The sequence below is a fragment of the Bradyrhizobium septentrionale genome, assembly GCF_011516645.4.
GTDB classification, from domain to species: domain Bacteria; phylum Pseudomonadota; class Alphaproteobacteria; order Rhizobiales; family Xanthobacteraceae; genus Bradyrhizobium; species Bradyrhizobium septentrionale.
Window position 1 is genome coordinate 582,211 of sequence record NZ_CP088285.1, and the last position, 21,935, is coordinate 604,145.

The window sequence follows — 21,935 nt, forward strand, 5'->3', positions numbered from 1 at the left end:
CCGGGCCCCAACGGATTGATAGTTTACCGCACGGCCGCCGCCGCGCTTTGATGGTCGGCATGGGCAGCAAATCCCGCGAACCAATCTACGGCGCGCAGGTCCGCGCCGCCGCCGAGCAAGCCGCCGAGGCTCGCTGGGTCGCCGACCGGCTGGCCTGTGAGGCATGGAACGCCCGCATGCTCGCCTTCCAAGGTCCGGCGCAGCCGTCCCTGAACGCTCATTCCATGAGCGCCTGGACGCTGATGAAACGTTTCGTGCGGAATTCGGCCGAAAGGTAGATGCGGTGATTCGCGCGGTCGTGACCCAGTTGCAGGATCACTACGTTGCGCTGACACGGCGCGCGAAAGAAATTGCCGAGATGCCTCCTGCGCAGGGCGTGAAGAGCTTCCGGAATGAAATTCCGGGAGCCATCCCGCTCCAGCAGTATTCTACAAAAACGTGCTGGAGACGTGGCTGCCGTTCCTCGAACGGGAAGGATTGTTCGGCGAGCCGCTCCCGGATGAGCAAATGGCGGACGTGTCGCAGCTCCGGGCGTGGCCCGCAGGCCAGTTCCTTGTTCGGATGGCACGCACAGCACGCGAGCCCCCCGAAACGATCCGGACGGCGGCGCACGATGTCGGCCAAGCGGTCGTTCGCGAGTGCGGAGAGCTCACATGCCGTGTCGGCGTCGAACATCTGCACGCCGGGACTCGAAAGCGACAGAATTTGCATGTCGACACCCAGCCGGTCCATTTCGGCCAGCCGATGGGTTTCGACATCGAGCAGATCCTCGCGAACCGGCCTTTTATGAAGCCGTAGTCCCTGCCGGAAGACCGGGTCGAAGAAAGTCTTGTCCAAACTCAGCGTCGGGCTTTTGCCGATATCGATCAAGAGATCGGCAATCTCGGGAATTGAAAACGCCTCCTCGACAGCGATCTTCCGAAGCTTTCCCGACATGTTTTCCTCCACTTTTCTTTTCTGAAGACCGAGATGCGCTCGCTGATATTTGCCAGCGTTTTTCGCGCGCTCAGAGATTGGCTTGGCTAATTGGTATTGTTGGGCTGCGATCTGGACCGGCGCCAGAACGGTCATAATTGTTGCTGCCGAGCAGGAGCTTCCTTGCCTCATCGGGTGAAGCCGGCCTCGATCCCTGGCGGGTCACGATCCGGGCCGCCTCCTCGACGAGCTCGGCATTGCTGGAGGCAAGCTTTCCTTTGGCGATGTAGAGATTGTCCTCCAGGCCAACCCGCACATGCCCTCCAAGCTCGCACGCGGCCGCCGCGATCTTGAATTGGTCGTGCGCAACGCCGAACGCGCTCCAGAGCGCGCCGGGCGGAAGCATGTCCCGCATCAACTGAAGGACATTCAACTCGGCTGGAGCGCCCCAGGAAACGCCGAGGCAGAACTGGAAGAATGCCGGAGCCCTCAGCACGCCCAGTTCCAGCAAGTGCTTGGCCAGCCGGATGTGCCCGAGATCGAACACTTCGATTTCCGGCTTGATGCCGGCATCGGAGATGGTCCGCCCCATGAACTCGAGATCGTTCACGAGATTCACCATTGCGATCCTGCCGAAATTGAGCGTCGCAACGTCGAGACTGCAGATTTCCGGCTTGAGCCTGAGTATGTGATCGAGCCGCTGCTGCGGCGTCATGGGGGGATTTACCCCTGGCGCCGGCTGAAGCAGCAGGCCGTCCGCGGCATATAAAGACCCGGGTCCACTCGTCAGGTTGACGACCACGTCGGTCGATGATGCCCGGATACGTTCCACGACCTCGGCATACAATCCGAATTCGACGGATGGCGCGCCCGTCGACGGTTCTCTGACGTGAATATGCACTACGGCGGCACCAGCCTTGGCGGCCTCGATCGCCTGATCGGCGATCTGCCTTGGCGTGACGGGGACAGCCGGACTCTTGCCCGTCGTATCTCCCGCACCGGTCAATGCGCAGGTGATGATGGTCGGATTGGACATCGCTGTCGACCCCGCGTGATACTATTTGTGGTCAGCGTCGATTAGGACGAATGCAACCCTGCAGATTCGGTCGGAGCGGTTCGACCATGCATGATTGGTGCCCCGCTGAATCAGGACATCGCCGGGCCGCATCAGCGTCTCGCCCTCATCGAGCAGCGCCCAAATTTCTCCCTCCAGCACAATCGCGTAGTCCAGCGTGTGCGTCTTATGGAAGAAGAAATGCCGGGCTTTGGTGTCGAACGCTTCGGGGCTGCCGATACCCTTCCTGAACTTGTCGAGCTCTTCCTGCGAATAGAGGTGGTCGGGGGGAAATTCGGCGATGCGCAGGACGTTGCCGCCTTGCGGCGGCTCAATGGACAGCTTGCGATCCGCAGCAGCCGTCTCTTGCTGATGCACGATATCCGCAGGCGTCTTGTCTGCAACCCAGAGGACGGTTCCTGCCAGGCCGGGCGTACCCGGCACGACGTGAACATTCGGCGCCGGGTCATCCGAGAGAATGACAGACCGACCGTCAGCGCGATGCCCGGTTACTATGCGACGCACAGGTTTGGCCATGATCGAATCTCAAAAGGGAAAAAGGGCAAGCAAAGAGGTGCGCCTCAGGCCTGAGCGATGAGCTACCAGAACTTCTTGCGCTTCTCGGGCCACCAGCGCTTTTCTTCGGGCGGACCGATCTTGTTGCGGAGCGTCCCTATCCGGGAGACTTCAAGCTCCAGGACGTCGCCAACCTCAAGCTTCCGGCCGATCTCCAGACCGGAACCGTTGCCGACTGTGCCGGAGCCAATCAAATCGCCCGGCTGCACGAACTCCGAAATCGAGATATAGGCCAGCAACTCGCCGGGGCTCCAAACGGTCTCCGCGCTGTTGCCACGCGAGCATTCCTTGCCGTTGATCCGAACCGCCATCTCGAGATCGTCGAGACGACCGATCTCGTCCATCGTCACGATCCACGGGCCGATTCCGAAAGCGCAATCCTTGCCCTTCCCCGGACCCATACCAATCTTGAGTTCGATTTTCTGGATGTCGCGCGCGCTAAAATCGTTGAAGATCGTGACGCCAAACAGTGCTTGTCGCGCTTCTTCGGGCGTCCGATTGTGGCAGACACGGCCGACGATATAGCCCAGCTCCAATTCGTAATCGAAGTGATCCGTGTAGAACGGCTTCGGAACTTCGGCATCGTGTCCGACGGCGGTGAACGGCGTGCCCTTGAAGTAGCCGGGAATCTCAAGCAACGATTCGGCCGGCTCCACTCCGACGCGTTCGTGGAACTGCTTGATGTGCTTCACGAAGGTGAGACCGTCACGAATGACAGGGGGATCGACGGCACTCAGCCAATTGACGGCTGAAATGGCGGTGGCGGCATCATCGCCGCGGGCCTCCGCGGCCTCATGCGCGGTCTCGAGGAAGGCATCGCCGAGGCCGATTGCCGCGGCCATGCTCGCAGGGAAAATCGCTGACGCCAGCCGCTGCGCTGCTTCTTGCGTGGCGCCCTTCGCCTGACGCCGCAGGATTTCCGCCGTTGCGAGATCGACGACCCTGCTCTTCGCGGGCTCTGCCGCCACGAGCCGGGTTACCGGTCCGAACGGAGTTCCGACCGAAATTCGTCCGAGCTTCACGTTCGCCTCCCTCATTTAGTATACGATCCGTTTCGTATCGTTTATAGACGTGACTGTCAAGCTTCCTTCTGATCAGGACACTGCCGAATCACGCGAACACGTTTGTCGAAATGCGCGGTGCCGTGCTACTGGAACGGAACGGTCTCCGAGTCCCTGATTTTGAAACGCTAACACTGGCTATGGCATCAACCACCCAAGCAAGGCGCGCATCCAAGGGAGCTGCCACCGGCAGACAAATGAGCCCTGAAGATACCGACACATCGGATACGAGGTCGATCGGAAGACCTCGCGATCTTGAGTCCAGGCGGTCGATTTTGTCGGCAACGATGGACCTGCTCCAAACCGTCTCCGTCGCCGATCTCGCGATCGAGGCTGTTGCTCGCGAGGCAGGGGTCTCAAAGGCAACGATCTATCGTTGGTGGAATAGCAAAGGCGCGCTGGTTATCGATGCGTTCATGGAGTCCCACTTCAGCAATACTCCGATGCCGACTGCCGTTGATCCGCGCACGGCACTCAAGCGGCACCTCACCTCCCTCGCCCAATATTTCGGCGGCCGGGCTGGAAAACTCGTTGTGCAGATCCTCTGTGAAGGTCATGACAAAAACGAGCTGCTCGCCGAGTTCAACGAACGGTTCGCAAAAAACCGGCGACGCCTTGTTCAGGAGACTTTCGAGCGAGGACAAAAGGAAGGATTGTTCAGGTCCGACGCCGACCCTGCATGGGCCGTCGAAATGTTATACGCGCCGATTTATCGTCGCCTCATTTTCGGCGAGCCCCTCGATGCGGAGTTCATCCGGCTTCTTTGCGGGGGCGTTGACCTGCTTTCGACCGATGCAAGAGCGAAGATCTCCCGGCCGAAGCCCAAAAGATAGATCGCATGCCTTACACCGCCGCGCGACCTTCCGCGCCGTCGGAAGAATCGTGAGCCCGGTTACGGCGAGGCGCGACGATCGCAAGCGAGGAAACCCCAGTGGCCACGAGCTTGTCCTCGCGATCCAGAAGCTGCGCGCGCGCGAACACAACACTCTTTCCGCAGCGCTCGATCTCGGCAACCGCTCTGTAGTGACCGGGCCTTGCGGACCTGATGCAGGAGATGTTCATGTTTATCGTCGCGACGGAAAGCCCGTCGGGAATCCCCAGTAACGCCGCATAAGCCATGGCGGAATCGAGCATCGTTGCGACCGCGCCTCCGTGGACGACGTCCTCGGCCTGCACAAAGTGCTCACCAACCGCAAATGACAGCTCGATGCGCGGTGCAATTGCGTCGATTTTTTCGATCCTGGTCCCCAGCGCTTCGGCAAGAGGACTCGTTTTGATCGAAACCGGGAGTTTCTCTCCAGACTGATACTGACGCAGAAGCAGTTGGTCGAGGTTCATTGTCCATATCCAGGCGGTTATCTTGCTACTCCGGCGGCGAGCCGCCGCTCGAATGCTGGAGTCGGGAGATGGTGCCCTCGTATGCGGGACCGGGATTCTGTCCGGTCCGGCAGCGTCGCTAGGCGCCAAGTCGTTTTGGCGCCGCATTGGCTTTACCCTTCCGGGCGCCCTACTTTGCTTCAGCCAATTCGAGCTTGATGCTTCCGCCCAGCGTCGTCAGGCCGTAGACGAGAGCGATAAGCGCCGCCACGCCGGCCGCCCAGCCCAGCACGCCGATGGCAGCCCCAAGCCCGCTTGTTCCTGCAGCGAGGACGCCAGCAATAATTGGGCTGAAGAACTGGCCAATGTAAAACGCGCCTGCGAACCCACCAGACCCTAGCCCCCGTTGTTCGAAAGGAAGCGCGGACATGATCCACGTCAAATGGAGCGGGATAACCAGGCCTCCACCGACGCACGCGATGAACGCCCCAACAACCGTAATCTCCGGAGTCGTAGCCGCCGCAACCATCGCGAAGCCACCTGCGAACAACGCCAGGCCGCAGGTCAGCAAACGCATCACGGGTTGACGCGCGAAAGCCTGGAAAAGGAACGACCCGAGTGGCACGCCGAGGTTGGCGATTGCGCTCGCGATTCCGATGCTTTCGGGAGTCGTAAGTCCACGAGAATTGAGAACGAAGCTGAGCTGAACCGGCACCACATAGAAGGCGATGGACGCGAGCATTGTCATCAGCCACAGCGGCGCGATCTGCTTCCAGGGGAACGGCCCCGATTGCCCGGCATTTTCGGTAAACTTGTCAACTGGGTTGGCCGGCTCCCACAGGAAGAAGAAGAACAGCGGCAACATCACGATCATGAAGCCGTAGACGAGAAACGGTGTGTGCCAACCCCACGCCAGCCCGCCCAAGGCGCCGCCCAGGCCGAACGCGAACACCGCGATCACAGATGCGGAACCGAACTGAAACGCCAGCCATCGCTCACGCGCCCGCCCGGAGAAGTAATCCACCGTCAGGACGGTAGCGACCGCGGTCAATATCGCCTCCGTAGCACCGACGATCATTCGGCTGGCGATGATGTGATAGATATCGGTAAGCCAAAACGGCGCGCATCCCGCGATTGCGTAAACGACAATGGATGCCATCAGGCAGTTCTTGCGCCCGAAACGTCTCACCAAAACTCCGACAAAGGGGGAAAGCAGCGCAATTATCACGGCGGGCCCGGCAAGCACCGTCGTAACCAACACTTGCGCATTCGGGTGATGCGCGAAATCCTTCATCATGAACGGCAGAACCGGCGATAACAGAACCACTCCGAATACGGTCATCCATGGAGCTGTGGTCAAAATCCCCCCCTGCAACGACCCCGCTTGTCTCGTCATGCATTCCTCCCCTGGTTATCTTTGATAGTAAGTGATCAGCTTGCGTTCGACTGGCAGATGCAGGCCGCCATCTGGCTGTGCCCTTTCCTGGCTCAGACAGGCGCGGCCAGAAACGCGTAGCCTTCGCGAAGAAGGCCCATCGAATAATCCCGACCATGCTCCGGTTTGCGCTCTTCCTGGCAAATGGCGTATGCGATGTCGTATACGCGCCTGGCCCTTTCCTCACGCCGACGGGAATAGGTCGCGAGCGCCGTCTCCAGATCGTCGTTCCGATCCAGTTCCTGAGAGAGGACCAGCGCATCCTCGATCGCCATGCCGCCGCCGGACGTCATTTGCGGCGTCAGCGAATGGGCCGCATCGCCCAGCAGCACGACACGGCCACGGTGCCAGGGAGCCGGCATCATCAAGACATCGAATGGGCGGTAGCTGATGTGCTTGTCCTCGCCGACCATGTTGGCAGCCGCGACCAGTTCGGGCGCCGTAAAGGGGGCGAGCAGGTTACGGAGATAATCGCATACCTGATCTTGCGGGATGCGAAGCTTTTCATCCGTGCTTTCCAGGAAGAACAGATAGCACAGTTCCTTCGACAGCGGCAGCGAGCCCACCATTCGACCCGTCGGATGGCGATACAGGACGAAGCCATTCATGGCCTCGGTACGGGAGACCGTGTAACGCCACCCCCCTTGGCCGGCATAATGCGGCTTGAACTCTTCGCCGAAGATTTTCTGGCGGACCTTGGAATAAACGCCATCCGCGGCAATCAGCAGATCGGCGCGATCTGTCTCGCCGTTCGACAGATGCACCGTCACCCCTTCATTGTCCTGATCAATCTGGGTGACCGTTGTATTGAAGTCGATCTTCGCGCCGCTCTTCGTCGCAAAGTCCTCCAGGGTCTGTCCCAAAAGCGGCCGCATGATCCCCAGTGCGGCTGGACGATTGGGGTCCCAAATTCTTGGCGAGGACTGCTCGCTCAGGATCGTTCCCGCACCATCGCGCACCGACACGATGTCCCAACCATGGCCGCCTTCGAGGCAGGCATCCACCAATCCCAATTCGGCGAGTGCCCGCAAGGCGTTCCCAAGCAGCGTAATGCCGGTGCCGATCCGGTCACGCCTGTCTCCCATTTCAATGACTCTGGTGGATACGCCTATCCGTTGGAGCGCATGGGCGACCGTCAAACCGCCAATTCCGCCGCCGACGACGAAAACCTTCTTCACCGCGCCCATGTTTCCTCCTCCCACTCGTCGTATTTTGCTTTTTCGTGGCGGTCGCGCGTCCTACGCGGGCCGCCCAATGATCAGCACCTCCTCATCGCCGGCTACAGCGAGACCGCGATGTACTTGGTTTCAAGATACTCCTTGATGCCTTCGGTGGAGCCTTCGCGACCCAGACCGCTTGCCTTGCTGCCACCGAAGGGCGCCGCCGGATCGGACGCCAGCCCCCTGTTCAGCGCGACCATGCCGCTCTGCATTTGCCCCGACAGGCGCAAACCGCGCTTCAGATCCTCAGTGTAGACATAGGAAATCAGCCCGAACTCGGTGTCGTTGGCCAGCTTCACAGCGCGCGCCTCATCGTCGAAGGGAACGATAGGCGCTACCGGGCCGAAGATCTCGTTCTTGAGGATTTCGGCATCCTCCGGCACATCGGCAAGCACGGTGGGTGCATAGAAATGCCCCGGCCGATTGAGCCGGCGCCCGCCGGTGACGACGCGCGCGCCGCGCGCGACAGCATCCCGCACAAGCTCGTCGATCTTGATCACGGCTGCGGCGTTCACCATGGGGCCGAGCTGGGTATCCTCGTCCACGCCGTCGCCGATCCTGAGCGCCGCCATGCGTTTGGCCAGCCCTTCAGTGAAGTCTCCGTAGAGATTGCGCGCGACGTAGAATCTGTTCGCAGCGGTGCACGCTTCTCCGCCGTTACGCATCTTCGCTACCATCGCGCCATCGAGCGCGTCATCGAGATTGGCGTCATGGCACACCAGAAACGGCGCGTTGCCCCCAAGCTCCATCGATGTGGTGAGCACCTGGTCGGCGGCCTCTTTCAGGAGAACACGCCCGACTTCGGTCGAGCCGGTGAACGACACCGTCCGCACGCGCGGGTCGTGCAACATGGCGCCGACCGACTTGCCCGATTGGGAGGTTACGATCACATTGATCGCGCCTTTTGGAACACCCGCCTTGAGCATGATTTCAGCGACGGCCAGTGCGGTGAGCGGAGTTTCCGTTGCAGGTTTGAGCACACAGGTGCAGCCGGCGGCGAGCGCCGGCGCCATCTTGCGCGTCGCCATGGCTGCGGGGAAATTCCACGGCGTCACCAGCACCGCGATGCCGACAGGCTCGTAGGACACGAGAATGTGGTTCTGCCCTGAGGGCGCCAGGCCCATCTCGCCCATGATCCGGGGTGTTTCCTCGGCATACCAACGGAAGAACTCGGCCGCATAACGCACCTCGCCCAACGCGTCCGGATACGCTTTGCCGTTTTCCAGCGAGATCAGCCGGGCCAGCTGCTTTTCCTCTTCGATCATCAGTTCGAAGCATTTGCGCAGGATCTCGGCCCGCTGTCGCGGCGAGGTGGCGGCCCATCCCGGCGCGGCGGCAGCGGCGGCATCCACTGCGGCCAGCGCATCGGCCACGCTGCCGTTTGCCACTTCAGCGATCACTTCATCGTTCGAGGGGTTTCGGACCTCGATCGTGGCTCCGGTTTCGCCGTCGCGCCAATCCCCGATCAAGATCCGATGGCGTCCTGACTGATATTTTTCGGCAATCGCGACCATTTCATTCACTCGGTCAGGCAACGTTGCGGCCGATGAAGAACTCATGAAACGGATCTTCGCTCGGATTGAGACCGGAGGCTCTCTGCGCGTTACGAAGCGCCATCATGTGGTTCTCGTGCATCCGCGGCGTCGGCGCGCGCAGCGGGCCACCATTGTAGCCCTGCAGCCAGCCCTGGAATTTCCACTGCATGCGGTTCAACATGAAGGCGCCCGTCATCGCTTGAGTCATCTGGTTCTTGACCTTGCGGGCGGGATGCATCCGCCAATAGATTTCCGTCGCTTCGTCAAACTTTCCTTCGCGCAGGAGCTTCATCACCTGCGGAATCAGCGGACCCCAGAATTCATGGTCCGAGGTCGCCGATAGCTGGATCGGGAAGAGCTGCGAAAGAGGAATCAGGTCCCATTCGAGCGGCATCGAGATCACGACCTCTTGGCTGAAGAGCCGGTGGCATTCGATCACACTCATGATCGAGGGATGGCCGCCCTCCGCCTTGATCGCACCGATATTCGGACAATTATCCAACATGCGCCGGATCAGGCTTGACGAGATGTCCGCCGGATGCAGCCGGGAAAACCCCCAGATCGCCATCGGAAACAACAGAACGCCGAGGTTCGTCGCATCGCAAAACGCCTTGGTGTACTCGTAGACTTCCTCCTCGGACTGCGGATAGAAATTCGCAGGGTAGGTCAGGAGTACATAGTCCGCCCCTGCCCGTTCAGCGCGCTGCACCGCCTCGATGTTCTGCTCCAGCGTGTTCCAGCTCGCATGATGCATGACGTAGAAGTCCTTGCCGGCCTCCTCCTTCATGATGCGGACGAAATCGATATACTCGGGCAGCGTGATGTTCACTTCGCCGATGGCGAGCGATCCCACGAAGCCGTGCTTCTTGGCGAGCGCGACATCGTGACGGATGGCCTTTTCATTGATGCCGGCGAGATCCCCGGTGAAGGAAGGGATCGTGCAATTCACCGCACCGACCATCCTTTCGCGCGTCCAGGCGCGCGTCTCGTTCTTCGTATAGGCCGCCATCTTGTTTCCTCCCTCTGCGTATCGCGCTCAAGACGCTTTCGCTTTTTTCTCTCGGGGCCATTGAAACGTTCTCGAACCCAGAGCCGCGTCGATTTTTTCCTCAGGTGCTCTAGATCGTCTTCCTGTAGAATTCGATCGGCAGCGGCACGAGTCGGCGCGCTTTGCTCGCAAGCTCATAGGCAAGCTCGGCGCAGACGATGTCCTGAATGCCAGCGCCGACGCTCTTGAACATCGGCATGCGCGCATTCCGCACCTTGTCCTCGATCTTTCCGCACAACAGATCGTTGAGCGATACGCATTTGTGTTCGAAGCCGATGCCGGCTTTTTTTGCTGCGATCATGTCACCGGTTTCATGCATGACCTCGTCGAGGACGTCGCATACGATCAGGTCGCAACGCTCGACCACGGTGGTATCGATCTCGCGCTGTTCCGGAACAGTGGACCCGACCGAAACCACGGTGCGACAGTTGTCCAGCCAGTCACCGTAGAGAATCGGCGACTCGTCGCGCGACCGCGCTGCCGCCACAACCACAGTCGCCGGCCTCACCGCATCCTCGGGCGTCTCCGTCGCCACGCATTTGACGCCGGTATCCGCCTCGAATGTCTTTGCAAAGCGCGCCCTGCTTGCTGGCGTCGGGCTGAAGATGCGTAGCTCGCGGATTTTGCGGATAGCATGGATCGCGCGGGCATGAGCCACCGCTTCCTGGCCGCTGCCAATCACGCCAACAACCAATTCTTCCTCCGGCGCGAGCACATCGAGTGCGGCCGCCGAAGTGGAAGCGGTACGGAAGCTGGTTATGAACGCCCCATCAACAAGCGCGCGAAGTTCGCCGGTTTCCTGCTCGAACAACGGAATTAGATAATTGATCGCCGGCTTCGGCCCCATGCCGAACAGTTTGCCCCCCATGAAGCGGGCGCCGGGCGGGATCGCCGTCAGACTTCTCAGCCACATCCGACCGTTGCGCGCCACCGTGCGAAGCGGACTGACCATCGGCCCGTGCGGAACGGAGTAGGCCCGGGACAGGCTTTCGATCACCTGCTTCCAATCCAGGATTTCCGATACCGCTGATGCCGATACGAAACTAACCGCCGCATTTGATGCAGTCACAGGCGCAACCCTCGCTTAACCCAACATCAACCAATACCGATCAATATTCGACCAATTTGCGAAAGTCAATCAACCAATCGACCGAAATGTCGGCCGAACACAGCGATAGGTTGACCCACAGCGCGTGCCGCGAGGCCTGGAGACGGGCGAAGGTTATGTTTTGAAGCGCTAAATCGGCGCGAAAGGACCGAGCAAAGCCTTCCGCACTTCCTCGAGATGACGGCGCATGTGAACTGCAGCTTCGCGCGCCTCGCGCGACTGTATGGCGCGAAAGATCGCATCGTGCTCGTGCGTGATATGGGCGCGCCGAGCCTTGGCGGCGGGCAAATCTGACAGCCGCCCCCAGTTCCTCTGGGTCTGGCTTTCCTGAATCATGACCAGAAGTTTCAGCAGCAGTTGGTTCTTTGAAGCCTGTCCAATGGCGAGATGAAACGCCTGGTCGAGCGCGCGCCATTCCTCCCAGGACTCTTTATTCTTCGATTCTTCCAGTATTTCTTCCATTCTTTCGACGTCACTTCCCGTCGCGCGCTGCGCCGCGAGGAACGCGATCTGCGGCTCAAGCGAAAGCCTGGCCTCCAGAATTTCAGAAGGATTGGTTTCCAGGACAGGACCCGGATCCCCGAACGAGGAGACTTGCAGCGATTCCGGAGGCGCGCTCATGAACGTGCCCTGTCCGACGTGCCTCCAGATCACCCCTTCATCCTCAAGCTTGGCCAGAGAGGTCCGGAGGCGGCTTCGGGTCAGGTTGAGGTCTTCGGCGAGCTGACGCTCGGGGGGCAGTTGCTCGTTGGGGCCGAAACCGCGTTCCTTCAAATAGTTACGCAGGATCTGGATGGCGCTTTGCCGGGTGGCGGAAATCTGATTCATTCGCCCAATATCAACCAATTTGAGGCGAATGACAAGAACGGCACGCGCGATTGTGCTCTTTTGCCGGATTACCCCCACCCGAACTGGCGTCAGTTGGTCACGACAGGTTCGCCGATCAACTTGTCGTCCGCCCCGAGGAAGAATCGTATGTCCCCCTCGTACGAGATCGCGATCTCCACCGGGCTCAGCGATTGGCCAAGACATGGCCCCAGGACGCAAACGCCGGTTTCTATATCGAATATCGCCCCGTGCGCGCTGCAGAGGATGTGCTGCGCATCGCCGGTAAGGTACGCATTCTTCTTCCAGGGAAGCGGCGTGCTACCGTAGTGAGGGCATATGTCCACATAGGCGTAGACTTTGTTTCCCCTGCGCACGACGAAAACGGTGTCCCGCCCCCTCTTGAACGGGTCAAAGCCGTAAGCTTTGCCGTCTTCCAGATCCGAGAGACGACACACCACATCGGTCAGCGGCCTTCTTTTGTCTGCGCTCAAATCATCAGCCTCGAAACCTAGAGCAAAAGTTCTGAAAGTGCGCCATCGGCGGCAGGATTTCCGAGAGATAAGCAAACACAGCCGCAGGCGCGGAAAATCCTCGCGCGCCGCATTCGTTAGGCCGCGCGACTCAGCCGCCGGGAGCCCATTTTGCCCGATGTTCGAGCAGGAATATCTGGGAATGCTCGGTCATCATCGGCAGTTCGCGCGCTTCCCACTTGTCGTCGAACACATCCATGTCCGCGTCAAATTCGGCGTGGGTCCCCATTGGGCTGTTGAAGTACCAAAACCAGTTGGAGCCGAACTTGTGGCGGCCCGGTCCCCAGAATGACTGGTATCCCTTTTTCACCATTCGCGAACCGGCAAGCATCAGCTCGGTCGGTCCCTGCATATGGAATGCAAAGTGCTCGAGCCCTTTCATGTATTCCGGGGTTTGGATCAGGAACAGCGTGTGGTGGTCGGTGTTTAACGCGGGACGCAGGAATGGCCCTCCTCCGGTGAACCGATCCATCAAGGTAAAGCCGAGACGCTCGACGTAGAACGCCTCCATCTTCGCCGCATCGGGCACGAAATAGACCACATGCGACAGGGTTCGCGGCAAGGCTTCGGCGTCCTCGTTGGCGCCGATTTCGTTGAAGCCTCGCTGTGGAGCAGCGCCGGGAGAATTGATACGTTCCGGAAGCAGGTTCAGCTTGCGCCGCCGCGTAACGCGGAAACCAAGCGCAAAACCCATGTCGTCCACCGCTTCGACGGTGCCATCCGACTGAACTCGGACTTGCCTGTCCTTGCTCAGTTCTTCCTTGAGCTGATTCAGCGTCTCCTGATCCTCGACGCCATAGATCGTCTTTCTCAGCATGCTGTTGGTAGGCAGCGGCGGTGGCAGGTTGGGATCATCCTTGCGATAGACGGACAGGCCCGTCCCATCGAGGGCCTCGTAGAAGCCGGACCCGTCCTTCTCCCCCCTGTGCTTCAAGCCAAAATCGGCGATGAACGCAGCGCACGCCTCCACGCTGTCGACACCGAACACCAGCTCATCGGGGCCAATGATCTTCACGGGTATCCTCCTCGATTGTTTCTTCTCGGATGCGCCTAACTCACCCGGGAACGCCGCAGGTGGTCTTCCGCTGCGGCCAGCATACGATCTGGCAATTCATCAAGGAAATGGATAGTTTCAATCATCTGTATTCAGAGAATCCATAAATCCGGAGCTGGCAGATGCGGTTCAACAACCTCGATCTCAATCTGCTGGTGGCGCTCGACCACTTGATCGTCACAAAATCCATCAGTGAGGCGGCGGCGCGCATGAACCTCAGCCAGTCCGCAATGAGCAATGCGCTCAGTCGGCTGCGCCAATATTTCGACGATCCACTGCTCGTCAGGGTCGGCCAAAAGATGGAACTAACAGTGCGCGCGGAAACGCTGCGCCCGGAAATCACCGACGTGCTCACACGCATCGAGGCCGCCTTGGCCACCAAGCCGGCTTTCGACCCAAAAGCAGCAAACCGTGAATTCCGGCTGCTCGTCTCGGACTATTCGCTTCATACCATCATTCCGTCGGCACTCGAGCTCACAGCGCCCTTTGGCGAGCACATCCGTTTCCAGTTCTTGCGGCAGAGCGAAAAACCCAATGTCTTGCTCGAGCGCGGTGAGGCTGACCTCTTGATCGCCCCCCGTATCGTCTGCTCTCCCGAACACCCTTCGGTCAAACTGTATGAAGACGATTATTGCTGTGTAGCTTGGCGACGCGGCAAATACGGCAAAGGCCCCCTCACCCGGAAGGCTTTCGTCACGGCAGGCCACGTCCGATATCTTTCCTCGACAACTTCGGGCGCTCTCGATTCCGTTCTTCTGGATCAACTCGGGATCGCGCGACGCACTGAGGTTTCGACGTTCGCTTTTTCCTCCGTGCCGCATCTCGTTGTCGGCACCGATCGCATTGCAGTCGTTCATCGCCGCACAGCGCAGCTTGCGGCACGCCACCTTCCCATTGCGATCCTGGAAATTCCGTTCCGACTGGAACGCTTCGAACAGCAGATGCAGTGGCATCACTATCGCAGTCGCGATCCAGGCATCATGTGGGTGCGGGAGATCTTCACGCAAGCGGCCGCCAAAATGTTGCGGAACTAGATCCGGTGGTAGCAGCAGCTTCACGCCATTTATAGAACGATACGTATCGTTCATTTATTATGCGTGACGGAGATGAGAATGCACGTTACCGTTCATTGGTTCGTCGAGCCCGCGACGTCGATCTTGACGCGCATCGGCACGGTTACGGCGCCAGTGCAGCTTTCAGTAAATGGCATCGAGACCAAATCGTCGGATGAGCAGTTCGAGGCCCTCATGAGCGGCACGACAGATGCAGCCGTGACAGCCATGGACAATGTCATGGACTGGAACCTGCGGCCCGGCGCAGGGGATTTGCGCATCGTCGCACAGATCGAGCGGACAACTCCCCTTTCTCTTGTCGGCACCGCGGCTACAACCGATGTCCGAAGTTTGAAAGATGGGACAGTCCTCGTCGACGCGTCGGCGAACGGGTTCGTTGTGGCCGCCAGGGCTTTGCTCGATGAATGCGGGTTAGATAGCGGATCCTATACGCTCAAGCCTGCCGGCGGCGTGCGCGAGCGCTGCGAGACGCTGCTGGCAGGAGGCGGGGACGCCACCCTGCTCGGCCCGCCATTCGACGGCATGGCCGTTGCGCGGGGTGCGCGGGTGCTGGCGCGCGTGAACGACCATTATCCCGCGCTTCCTGGCCAGGGACTTGTCGTGCGCCAGAGCTCATACGATCGCGTTCGCGCACATGTGGTGGCGTGGCTTGCCGCAATGGAACATGCGCGCGCATGGGCACAGACGAATAAAAACGCTGCGGTTGTGCGTCTTGCAGCAACCGGCATTCCCGGCCCTCTCGCCGAAACCTTGATCAGCTTTATCCCGAGTTCGCTCGTACCCGACCGGGACGGCATTGCACTCCTCATTGCCCAGCGCCAGCGCGCGGGTCTACGCGGAGGCAACGTCAACTATTCAGATCTTGTCGATTCCGATCTACTCGAAAGCGTTGCCTCTTCGCTGGAGCCTAACCGATGATCCTCCAAGAATACGGCCTCGCAACTTTCCGCACCGATACCGAAATCCCGCGGGCGGGCTTTGCGATCGGCGAGCGCATTGCGGCACTCGACGATCTCGTCCGTGCCTACCCCTCCCCCAGTTACGAGCGGCTCGCGGGCAAGAGCGTTCTCGATCTTCTCCAGGACTGGGATAGCGCTTTGGAGGCCGTCAACAACTTGCGCGCGGCCATTACGGAAACGGTCATTCAAGATCACTTCCGCGCGTTTTCGGATGTTGCGATTTGTCCTCCGGTCGATCTGCCTCGCCAGGTCTTCTGCACGGGCGCCAACTACCGCAAGCACGTGATCGACCTGACGCTGGATATGGGCGTCGGCCCCGAGGGGCTTGACGCTGCGGGTCTCAGGCGCTGGGCGGAGAACATGATGGACGAGAGGGCGGCGACGGGCGAGCCCTATGCATTCACCAAACCGGTCTCCACGATTGGCGGAGCCTACGACGCGCTGGTTGTGCCTACCATAGAGGAAAAGCCCGATTGGGAGCTTGAGCTCGGCGTCATCATCGGCCGCGGCGGCCGGAACATCTCTCGGGCCGATGCGATGTCTCATGTTGCGGGCTATGCCATCGTCGACGACGTGACCTCGCGCAGTCTGATCGCCCGCACCGACTATAAGCAGTTAGGCACGGACTGGCTGCGCGCGAAGGGGCAGCCCGGCTTCCTTCCCTTCGGTCCGGTGCTGGTCCCGGCACAGTTCGTCACCGATCCGTACGATCTGCATCTGAAACTGAGCCTCAACGGCGAGGTCATGCAGGATGAAGATGCTGCGGACATGATCTTCGATATCAGCCGGCAGATCGAATACATTTCGCGCTATACGCGCCTTATGTGTCATTCGGCCTGCAATATTGACCCCCTAAGCCGGGGGATCGGCGTCCAAAATTTGCAAGCCGATTGACAGCGGTGGAAGCCGCCTGTGCCGAAGCGCTCGGTCACGGCGTCCATTCCGCCGATGTCGTTCTCAACATCCTGGCCCGGCAACGTGAACCCGCTCCACCGGCCAACATCATGACGCCGGCCGCACTGACGCTCCGCCATGCGCCGATCGCCGACTGTGCCCGTTACGATAACCTCCGGAGGACCATCTGATGGAACGAACCCAAATCTTCGATCTCATGGGCGAGCTCAAGCTCTATGGCATGAAGGCCGCCTTCGACGAGATCATGGCGACTGCGGTCAAGCGCCAGCACGAACCTCGGCGCATCGTTGGCGACCTGCCCACCGCCGAGATCAATGAGAAGCAGGCCCGATCGATCAAGTACCAACTCACCATTGCCAAGCTGCCGCTTGCCAAGGACATCGCCGACTTCCAGTTCGACGGCACGCCAATCAACCAGACGCTGGTCAATGATCTCGCCGGCGGCGGCTTCATCGCCCAGCAGCGCAACGTCGTGCTGGTCGGCGGAACGGGTACCGGCAAGACCCATCTGGCCATCGCCATCGCCAGGAGCTGCATCCGATCCGGTGCCCGTGGCCGCTTCTACAACGTGGTCGACCTCGTCAACCGTCTCGAGAGCGAGACCCGCAACGGACGTCAGGGCCGGCTTGCCGAGCATCTGACCCGGATGGACTTCATCGTCCTGGACGAACTCGGATATTTGCCCTTTGCCCAGTCCGGCGGCCAGCTTCTGTTCCATCTCATCAGTCGGCTCTACGAGCGTACCTCCGTCATTGTCACCACAAATCTTGCGTTCGGCGAATGGCCGAGCGTGTTCGGCGACGCCAAAATGACCACCGCGCTGCTCGACCGGTTGACCCATCACTGCGACATCGTCGAGACCGGCAACGACAGCTGGCGATTCAAAAGCCGCGACGATGTTCAAACAACCCGCACTCGTCTCGTCTCCGGTCGAGTCGCCCGGGGGAATTTCACCCCCAGGCGCTCACGAATCCGGACGTGAAGCTCGCGCTTCATCCGGCTTCTATCATCCAGCCGTTGGTCTGATGCCGACTTTCCACAGATACAGCAGGCTTGGCGCTCGTTTTGCGAGACGTCCTAGCCAGGATATGGCCGCAGTTTTCCGGCGCTTGAACCTTTTATATTTCCCCATCACCCACCGGGTGAGCACCATGTTGACGTGACGAAGGACGTTGACGCACTCCGAGCGGTAAAACCGCCCGTAGTAGTTCAGCCATCCTCTCGCGACAGGGTCGATCAGTTTGGCTAGGTCTTCCAGCGTTTGGTTGCTCCTGCTTGTCACCCGCCATTCGCGGATAGCCTGCCGGATTCCCTTGGCTGCCTTGCGGCTGATGGCCGGTGCGAAGCTGACAAACTTCTCACCCTTGCTGTCCCGAGCTTTGCGCGGCCGGAACGTGTAGCCGAGGAAGTCGAACGTGATTTGCTCGTACCCTCCGCTCCGATTGTTGTCCTTGCAGTAGACGATCCGGGTTTTCTCCGGGTGGAGTTCCAGACCGCACTCGGCAAGGCGATTACGGATCGCTCCCAGTACGGCTTTGGCCTCCTCCTCACTCCAGCAATGGACGATCGCATCATCAGCGAATCTTTCGAAGCGCAGGTGTGAGAAGGTCCGTTGCATCCATGCATCGAAACAATAATGCATGAAGAGATTGGAGAGTACGGGCGAGACGACAGAACCCTGAGGGGTTCCTCGTGTTCGCTCGTCGCGGGTCCCGTCTTTCCGCTCCACGGTGGCTTGCAGCCACCGTCTGACGTAGAGACGAACCCAGCCCAATTCCACATGGTGGGCTACAGCTTTTTCCATCAGGTCCCATGGAATCGTATCGAAGAACGACTTGATGTCCAAGTCTATGACCCAATCGAATTTCCAGCAGCGCTCGCGCGCCTTCCCCACCGCATCGAGCGCAGAGCGTCCGGGCCGATAGCCGTAAGAGTCGGGGTGGAAGACTGGCTCCACTTCCTTTTCTATGACCATCTTTGCGACCGTCTGGGCCACTCGGTCTCCGACGGCGGGAATGCCGAGTTTCCTGACACTCTTGCCATCGGATTTGGGGATTTCCACGAGACGAACAGGCGGTGGAAAATACGTCCCCGACGACATGCGATTCCAGACCTTGTAGAGATTCCTCTTCAGGTCCTTTTCGAACGCCGCGACGGAGACGCCATCCACGCCCGCGGCCCCTTGGTTTGCTTTGACCTGTTTCCAAGCCTGCCAAACAAGGTGCTTGGAGATATCATACGGCTTTGCCTCGGACATCAGTTCATCCCCATTGCGGGTTGGCTGTTGTCGTTGGCCAGATGATCGGGTCCCTTCGCTCCACCTGCATTACCAGGCTTCATCACTACTGCGAACCCGTCCGCCCCTGCGCCGTGCATCGGTACTCTCCCCTCAGCGGTGCTGCCGCTTTCAGGTTCTCCCTTGGCATCACGACACAGGTTCCCACGTTCCGTGTAAGAGCCTGCCATCAGGATCGCGCCGCCTCTACACCGGTCGTCACCCATCCAGTAACCAGGCTCCCGATAGGCTTGCTCCCAAGGAAGGGTTGAACCCTTGGTTTCGACAACGTCTGTACTGGTTTTCGATGCTTCATCGGCGGTTCGCTTCCGCTCGCCTTCCTGAGGCTTACCTGACGGGCTTGCGCCCGCCTTTTCCAACAACGCTCACCACCTCGACCGTTGTGTCGAAGCAGCTTGTGGTGGTTTGGACTCTGATCCTGCAATCCGAGCCCGAGGGGCCTACCCTCATCTCTTGCACAGCAAGGCTGCTTGAAGGCTTTAGGTCAATTGATCTACCTCCTTCTTCGCGCCGTCGTGGCGCACCAACCCCGACCAGCTCCGACGACCCGAGCGCTACCAGCAGAGCACAGCCGATCAAAGGGGTCCCTTTTGGATGCCGATAGGGGTCCCAGTCAAACGCCGATTGACACTGGGTGTTGCCTGATCACCTTCACGTCGCGTGAATATTGCCCGAAGGTGATGCCGATTTTGCACTGCGCTGGCGGTTGATCAAGTCCACCTTTTCGCGTCGTCTGGCGCGAAACGAGGCTCGTCGACCGGGTACGCGACTGGGCGCCGTCCTCGTTTCATCGTCACGTGGAGAGCTCGGCAACTATCCAGCGGATTGGGCGGACTCCCCTCATTTTTGGTGGGTCGCTTGTCCAGTTCAATTGCCCTACGTTTGTCCAATCACTGGTCCTGTTGATTGGCGAGGCTTCCATGCACGTGACCATGTTGCGGCACCACGTTGTCGGCCTGATCTGTGCTATGGCCGTTGGAATATCGCCGCTCGCTGCCCAGCCTTCGGCATTGCGCAGTTATAATGCGGCGATCGGCGAGAGCTCGGTCTCCGGCATTTCATCCGGCGCCTTCATGGCAATTCAGTTCGGCACAGCCTGGTCTTCGATCATCAAGGGAGTCGGTGTGGTCGCTGGCGGCCCCTATTGGTGCGCGGAGGCGAACTTCTGGGATGTCATCACCGGGTATTGGGGGCCGATCTGGCGGGCTACGCGTCAATGCATGAAAGGGCCTGCGTCGGACCTGAACATCAAGCACTTCACGAATCAAGCTGATGCGAAGGCGTCAGCCGGCGAGATCGATCCACTTAGCAATCTTGCCAGGCAGAAAATCTACCTCTTCCACGGCTACAACGACGCGGTCGTCTATAAAGCCGCGCCCGATGCGGCTGCCGAGTTCTACCGCCACTATTTGGGCGATGGCAAGCGCGGCAATCTCTTCTATCAGACCGTGCTTGGCGCGGGCCATTCTTTCGTGGTGACGAAACAGAACGACGCGGGACTGAACGACTGCAGCGCCAACAAGGAACCGTATATCAACCAATGCGGCTACGATCAGGCCGGAATCATTCTGCAGCACATCTATGGCCGCCTGAACCCACTCAATCGCGGGCAACTCGCGGGCACACTCAAGAGCTTCGATCAGTCACTCTATACTAGGCCGCATACAACCGACGAGCTGAGCCTGGGCGATAAAGGCTATGCTTTTGTACCTCAGGACTGCGAGCAGGGCGCTCCATGCCGCGTTCACGTGGCGCTGCATGGATGCAAGCAGGATGTCGATCAAATCGGCCCCAAGTTTGTCGACTATGCCGGCTACAATGCGTGGGCGGATACGAACAGTTTTATCATTCTCTATCCTCAAACCAAGCCCCACTCATTTCGGCCGACCAATCCGGATGCCTGCTGGGACTGGTGGAGCTACGTCAATCACACCGATGACTATGTCACCAAGTCCGGACCGCAAATCAAGGCGATCAAGGCCATGCTAGACGCGCTCACCGGGGGGAACGCGACGCCCAACGCGACGCTCGTCAGTGAAAACGATCAATCGGTGTCAGCACCTCAAGGGCTCACGGCGAACGATGCTTCGGATAGCAGCGTTAATCTTGTCTGGTTTCCGGTATCGGGAGCAACGACTTACAAGGTCCAGCGTGCAGGCGCCGATCGTGCGTTTCAGACGGTTGGCGAGGTAGCAGGCGCGAGCTTCGGTGACTCCGGCCTGACGCCGCAAACAGCCTTCCGCTGGCGCGTATCTGCCATGCTCAATGGAACGGAGGGCCCCGCCTCCGAGGAAGTGATCGCTACTACGCGATCGAGGCCTCCCCCTTGCAACGATCCTGGGTCCTGCCCGGTAGGCCCGATAGGCAGGTAGGCGAAGGAGCAATGGATCTTTGCTCCAGCTTCATTCATCTGCCGAGCGCGAGGATCATGGATGAGGCGAACATCCTCTCGGCCCAGGTGGCCGAGTAGTGCGTCTGATTCAGTCTCCCTCGCGACAGATTCCGGAACTGCCACGTCCTTGTCTGTGCCGAACGAGGTGGCCCCGGAAACAGTTCGCTATCCAGCCAGATCATTTGTCAGTGCGCGTGCTCAGCTTGCCGCAACGCTGACAGGTGCCACGCTCGATGCGCTCAGAAACGAAATCGAACTCGCCGAGCAGCAATCTGCACGATGGTCGTCCCCGACCGCAGCTCCCGACGACAGCGTCGATCGGCACCGCGTTTTCGACGACGTGGCGGGGTCGTCCTATGTCATACTGCGGCGTTTTCAAAACCAGAACAGCGATTGCAAGCCGCGCGCGGAAGACAGCACAAGCGCAATATCGCATGTCCGTAACACGGCGTGAGATCATTCTTCCATTGGATAACCATTGGAGCGATATCCCATGGACCGGGCGCGCCGGCCGGATGGCATATGCGAGGCAAGACAGCAGCATCTCCTTTCGTGCCGTTGGTTGAGAATCCTCAAAACTGGTCGTTTCGCGCGACTCCTGGGCGCGAGCGAACGCCAA

Annotated in this window: 22 protein-coding genes and 1 pseudogene; 9 read left to right on the plus strand and 14 right to left on the minus strand. The window is 59.8% G+C overall.

Annotation, left to right across the window (positions count from 1 at the left end; genetic code table 11):
* The first annotated feature begins 59 nt into the window (after positions 1-59).
* Positions 60-278 (plus strand): hypothetical protein, encoded by a 219-nt coding sequence (locus HAP48_RS04645; RefSeq protein WP_156928986.1) that lies wholly within the window; start codon positions 60-62, stop codon positions 276-278.
* 40 nt (positions 279-318) lie between these two features.
* Here the strand turns inward: HAP48_RS04645 and HAP48_RS49890 are convergent, their stop codons facing one another.
* From HAP48_RS49890 to HAP48_RS04665, 4 genes are all read right to left on the minus strand, one after another.
* The gene (locus HAP48_RS49890; RefSeq protein ID WP_156928985.1) at positions 319-1,071 is read right to left on the minus strand and encodes an amidohydrolase family protein; all 753 of its coding nucleotides are present in this window, start codon (positions 1,069-1,071) and stop codon (positions 319-321) included.
* Positions 1,007-1,951: a beta-keto acid cleavage family enzyme gene (locus tag HAP48_RS04655; RefSeq protein WP_051346732.1), complete on the minus strand. Its 945-nt coding sequence runs from the start codon at positions 1,949-1,951 to the stop codon at positions 1,007-1,009. The genes HAP48_RS49890 and HAP48_RS04655 overlap by 65 nt, the downstream gene beginning before the upstream one ends.
* A gap of 21 nt (positions 1,952-1,972) precedes the next feature.
* On the minus strand, positions 1,973-2,506 hold the full coding sequence (locus HAP48_RS04660) for a cupin domain-containing protein (RefSeq protein ID WP_035978101.1): 534 nt from the start codon (positions 2,504-2,506) through the stop codon (positions 1,973-1,975).
* A 62-nt stretch (positions 2,507-2,568) separates the two neighbouring features.
* Complete coding sequence (locus HAP48_RS04665; protein ID WP_029084550.1) at positions 2,569-3,567, minus strand: fumarylacetoacetate hydrolase family protein; 999 nt, start codon at positions 3,565-3,567, stop codon at positions 2,569-2,571.
* 236 nt (positions 3,568-3,803) lie between these two features.
* Here HAP48_RS04665 and HAP48_RS04670 point away from each other — a divergent pair, with 236 nt between their 5' ends.
* Positions 3,804-4,439 (plus strand): TetR/AcrR family transcriptional regulator, encoded by a 636-nt coding sequence (locus HAP48_RS04670; protein WP_029084549.1) that lies wholly within the window; start codon positions 3,804-3,806, stop codon positions 4,437-4,439.
* A gap of 10 nt (positions 4,440-4,449) precedes the next feature.
* Here HAP48_RS04670 and HAP48_RS04675 read toward each other — a convergent pair whose 3' ends face one another.
* The 9 genes from HAP48_RS04675 to HAP48_RS04715 all read right to left on the minus strand — a co-directional run bounded on the left by HAP48_RS04675 (position 4,450) and on the right by HAP48_RS04715 (position 13,642).
* A complete protein-coding gene (locus tag HAP48_RS04675; RefSeq protein WP_051346730.1) occupies positions 4,450-4,944 on the minus strand; it encodes a PaaI family thioesterase in 495 nt (164 codons plus the stop codon).
* Between the two features lie 169 nt (positions 4,945-5,113).
* Complete coding sequence (locus HAP48_RS04680) at positions 5,114-6,319, minus strand: MFS transporter (protein ID WP_063618994.1); 1,206 nt, start codon at positions 6,317-6,319, stop codon at positions 5,114-5,116.
* A gap of 92 nt (positions 6,320-6,411) precedes the next feature.
* A complete protein-coding gene (locus HAP48_RS04685; protein WP_029084548.1) occupies positions 6,412-7,545 on the minus strand; it encodes an FAD-dependent oxidoreductase in 1,134 nt (377 codons plus the stop codon).
* Between the two features lie 92 nt (positions 7,546-7,637).
* Positions 7,638-9,092 carry an NAD-dependent succinate-semialdehyde dehydrogenase gene (locus HAP48_RS04690; RefSeq protein ID WP_035978100.1) on the minus strand — a complete coding sequence of 485 codons (1,455 nt, stop codon included), beginning with the start codon at positions 9,090-9,092 and terminating at the stop codon, positions 7,638-7,640.
* Between the two features lie 13 nt (positions 9,093-9,105).
* Positions 9,106-10,122 carry a dihydrodipicolinate synthase family protein gene (locus HAP48_RS04695; RefSeq protein ID WP_166214534.1) on the minus strand — a complete coding sequence of 339 codons (1,017 nt, stop codon included), beginning with the start codon at positions 10,120-10,122 and terminating at the stop codon, positions 9,106-9,108.
* A 109-nt stretch (positions 10,123-10,231) separates the two neighbouring features.
* Positions 10,232-11,230, minus strand: a complete 999-nt coding sequence (locus tag HAP48_RS04700) for an ornithine cyclodeaminase family protein (protein ID WP_166214533.1) — start codon at positions 11,228-11,230, stop codon at positions 10,232-10,234.
* 168 nt (positions 11,231-11,398) lie between these two features.
* On the minus strand, positions 11,399-12,097 hold the full coding sequence (locus HAP48_RS04705) for a FadR/GntR family transcriptional regulator (protein WP_166214532.1): 699 nt from the start codon (positions 12,095-12,097) through the stop codon (positions 11,399-11,401).
* Between the two features lie 89 nt (positions 12,098-12,186).
* Positions 12,187-12,588 (minus strand): Rieske (2Fe-2S) protein, encoded by a 402-nt coding sequence (locus HAP48_RS04710; protein WP_051346728.1) that lies wholly within the window; start codon positions 12,586-12,588, stop codon positions 12,187-12,189.
* A 130-nt stretch (positions 12,589-12,718) separates the two neighbouring features.
* On the minus strand, positions 12,719-13,642 hold the full coding sequence (locus HAP48_RS04715) for a VOC family protein (protein ID WP_166214531.1): 924 nt from the start codon (positions 13,640-13,642) through the stop codon (positions 12,719-12,721).
* 161 nt (positions 13,643-13,803) lie between these two features.
* Between HAP48_RS04715 and HAP48_RS04720 the strand changes: the two genes are divergently transcribed.
* The 5 genes and pseudogenes from HAP48_RS04720 to istB all read left to right on the plus strand — a co-directional run bounded on the left by HAP48_RS04720 (position 13,804) and on the right by istB (position 17,610).
* On the plus strand, positions 13,804-14,715 hold the full coding sequence (locus HAP48_RS04720) for a LysR family transcriptional regulator (protein WP_029084543.1): 912 nt from the start codon (positions 13,804-13,806) through the stop codon (positions 14,713-14,715).
* Between the two features lie 78 nt (positions 14,716-14,793).
* Complete coding sequence (locus HAP48_RS04725; RefSeq protein WP_166214530.1) at positions 14,794-15,672, plus strand: ABC transporter substrate-binding protein; 879 nt, start codon at positions 14,794-14,796, stop codon at positions 15,670-15,672.
* Positions 15,669-16,607 carry a fumarylacetoacetate hydrolase family protein gene (locus HAP48_RS49895; protein ID WP_051346726.1) on the plus strand — a complete coding sequence of 313 codons (939 nt, stop codon included), beginning with the start codon at positions 15,669-15,671 and terminating at the stop codon, positions 16,605-16,607. Before HAP48_RS04725 ends, HAP48_RS49895 begins: the two co-directional genes overlap by 4 nt.
* Positions 16,604-16,789 (plus strand): annotated as a pseudogene (locus tag HAP48_RS04735) (IS21 family transposase); the annotation flags it as partial. The gene HAP48_RS49895 and the pseudogene HAP48_RS04735, both read left to right, overlap by 4 nt.
* Positions 16,790-16,797: 8 nt before the next feature.
* Positions 16,798-17,610 carry an IS21-like element helper ATPase IstB gene (istB, locus tag HAP48_RS04740; RefSeq protein ID WP_166214529.1) on the plus strand — a complete coding sequence of 271 codons (813 nt, stop codon included), beginning with the start codon at positions 16,798-16,800 and terminating at the stop codon, positions 17,608-17,610.
* A gap of 24 nt (positions 17,611-17,634) precedes the next feature.
* Here the strand turns inward: istB and ltrA are convergent, their stop codons facing one another.
* Positions 17,635-18,885, minus strand: coding sequence for a group II intron reverse transcriptase/maturase (gene ltrA / locus HAP48_RS04745; RefSeq protein WP_166208664.1), 1,251 nt, complete (start codon positions 18,883-18,885; stop codon positions 17,635-17,637).
* Positions 18,886-19,844: 959 nt separating this feature from the next.
* On the opposite strand from ltrA, the gene HAP48_RS04755 reads away from it, so the two are divergent.
* Positions 19,845-21,296, plus strand: coding sequence for an extracellular catalytic domain type 2 short-chain-length polyhydroxyalkanoate depolymerase (locus tag HAP48_RS04755; protein WP_166214528.1), 1,452 nt, complete (start codon positions 19,845-19,847; stop codon positions 21,294-21,296).
* A 147-nt stretch (positions 21,297-21,443) separates the two neighbouring features.
* Positions 21,444-21,770, plus strand: a complete 327-nt coding sequence (locus HAP48_RS04760) for a hypothetical protein (RefSeq protein WP_224496906.1) — start codon at positions 21,444-21,446, stop codon at positions 21,768-21,770.
* Positions 21,771-21,935 lie beyond the last annotated feature (165 nt).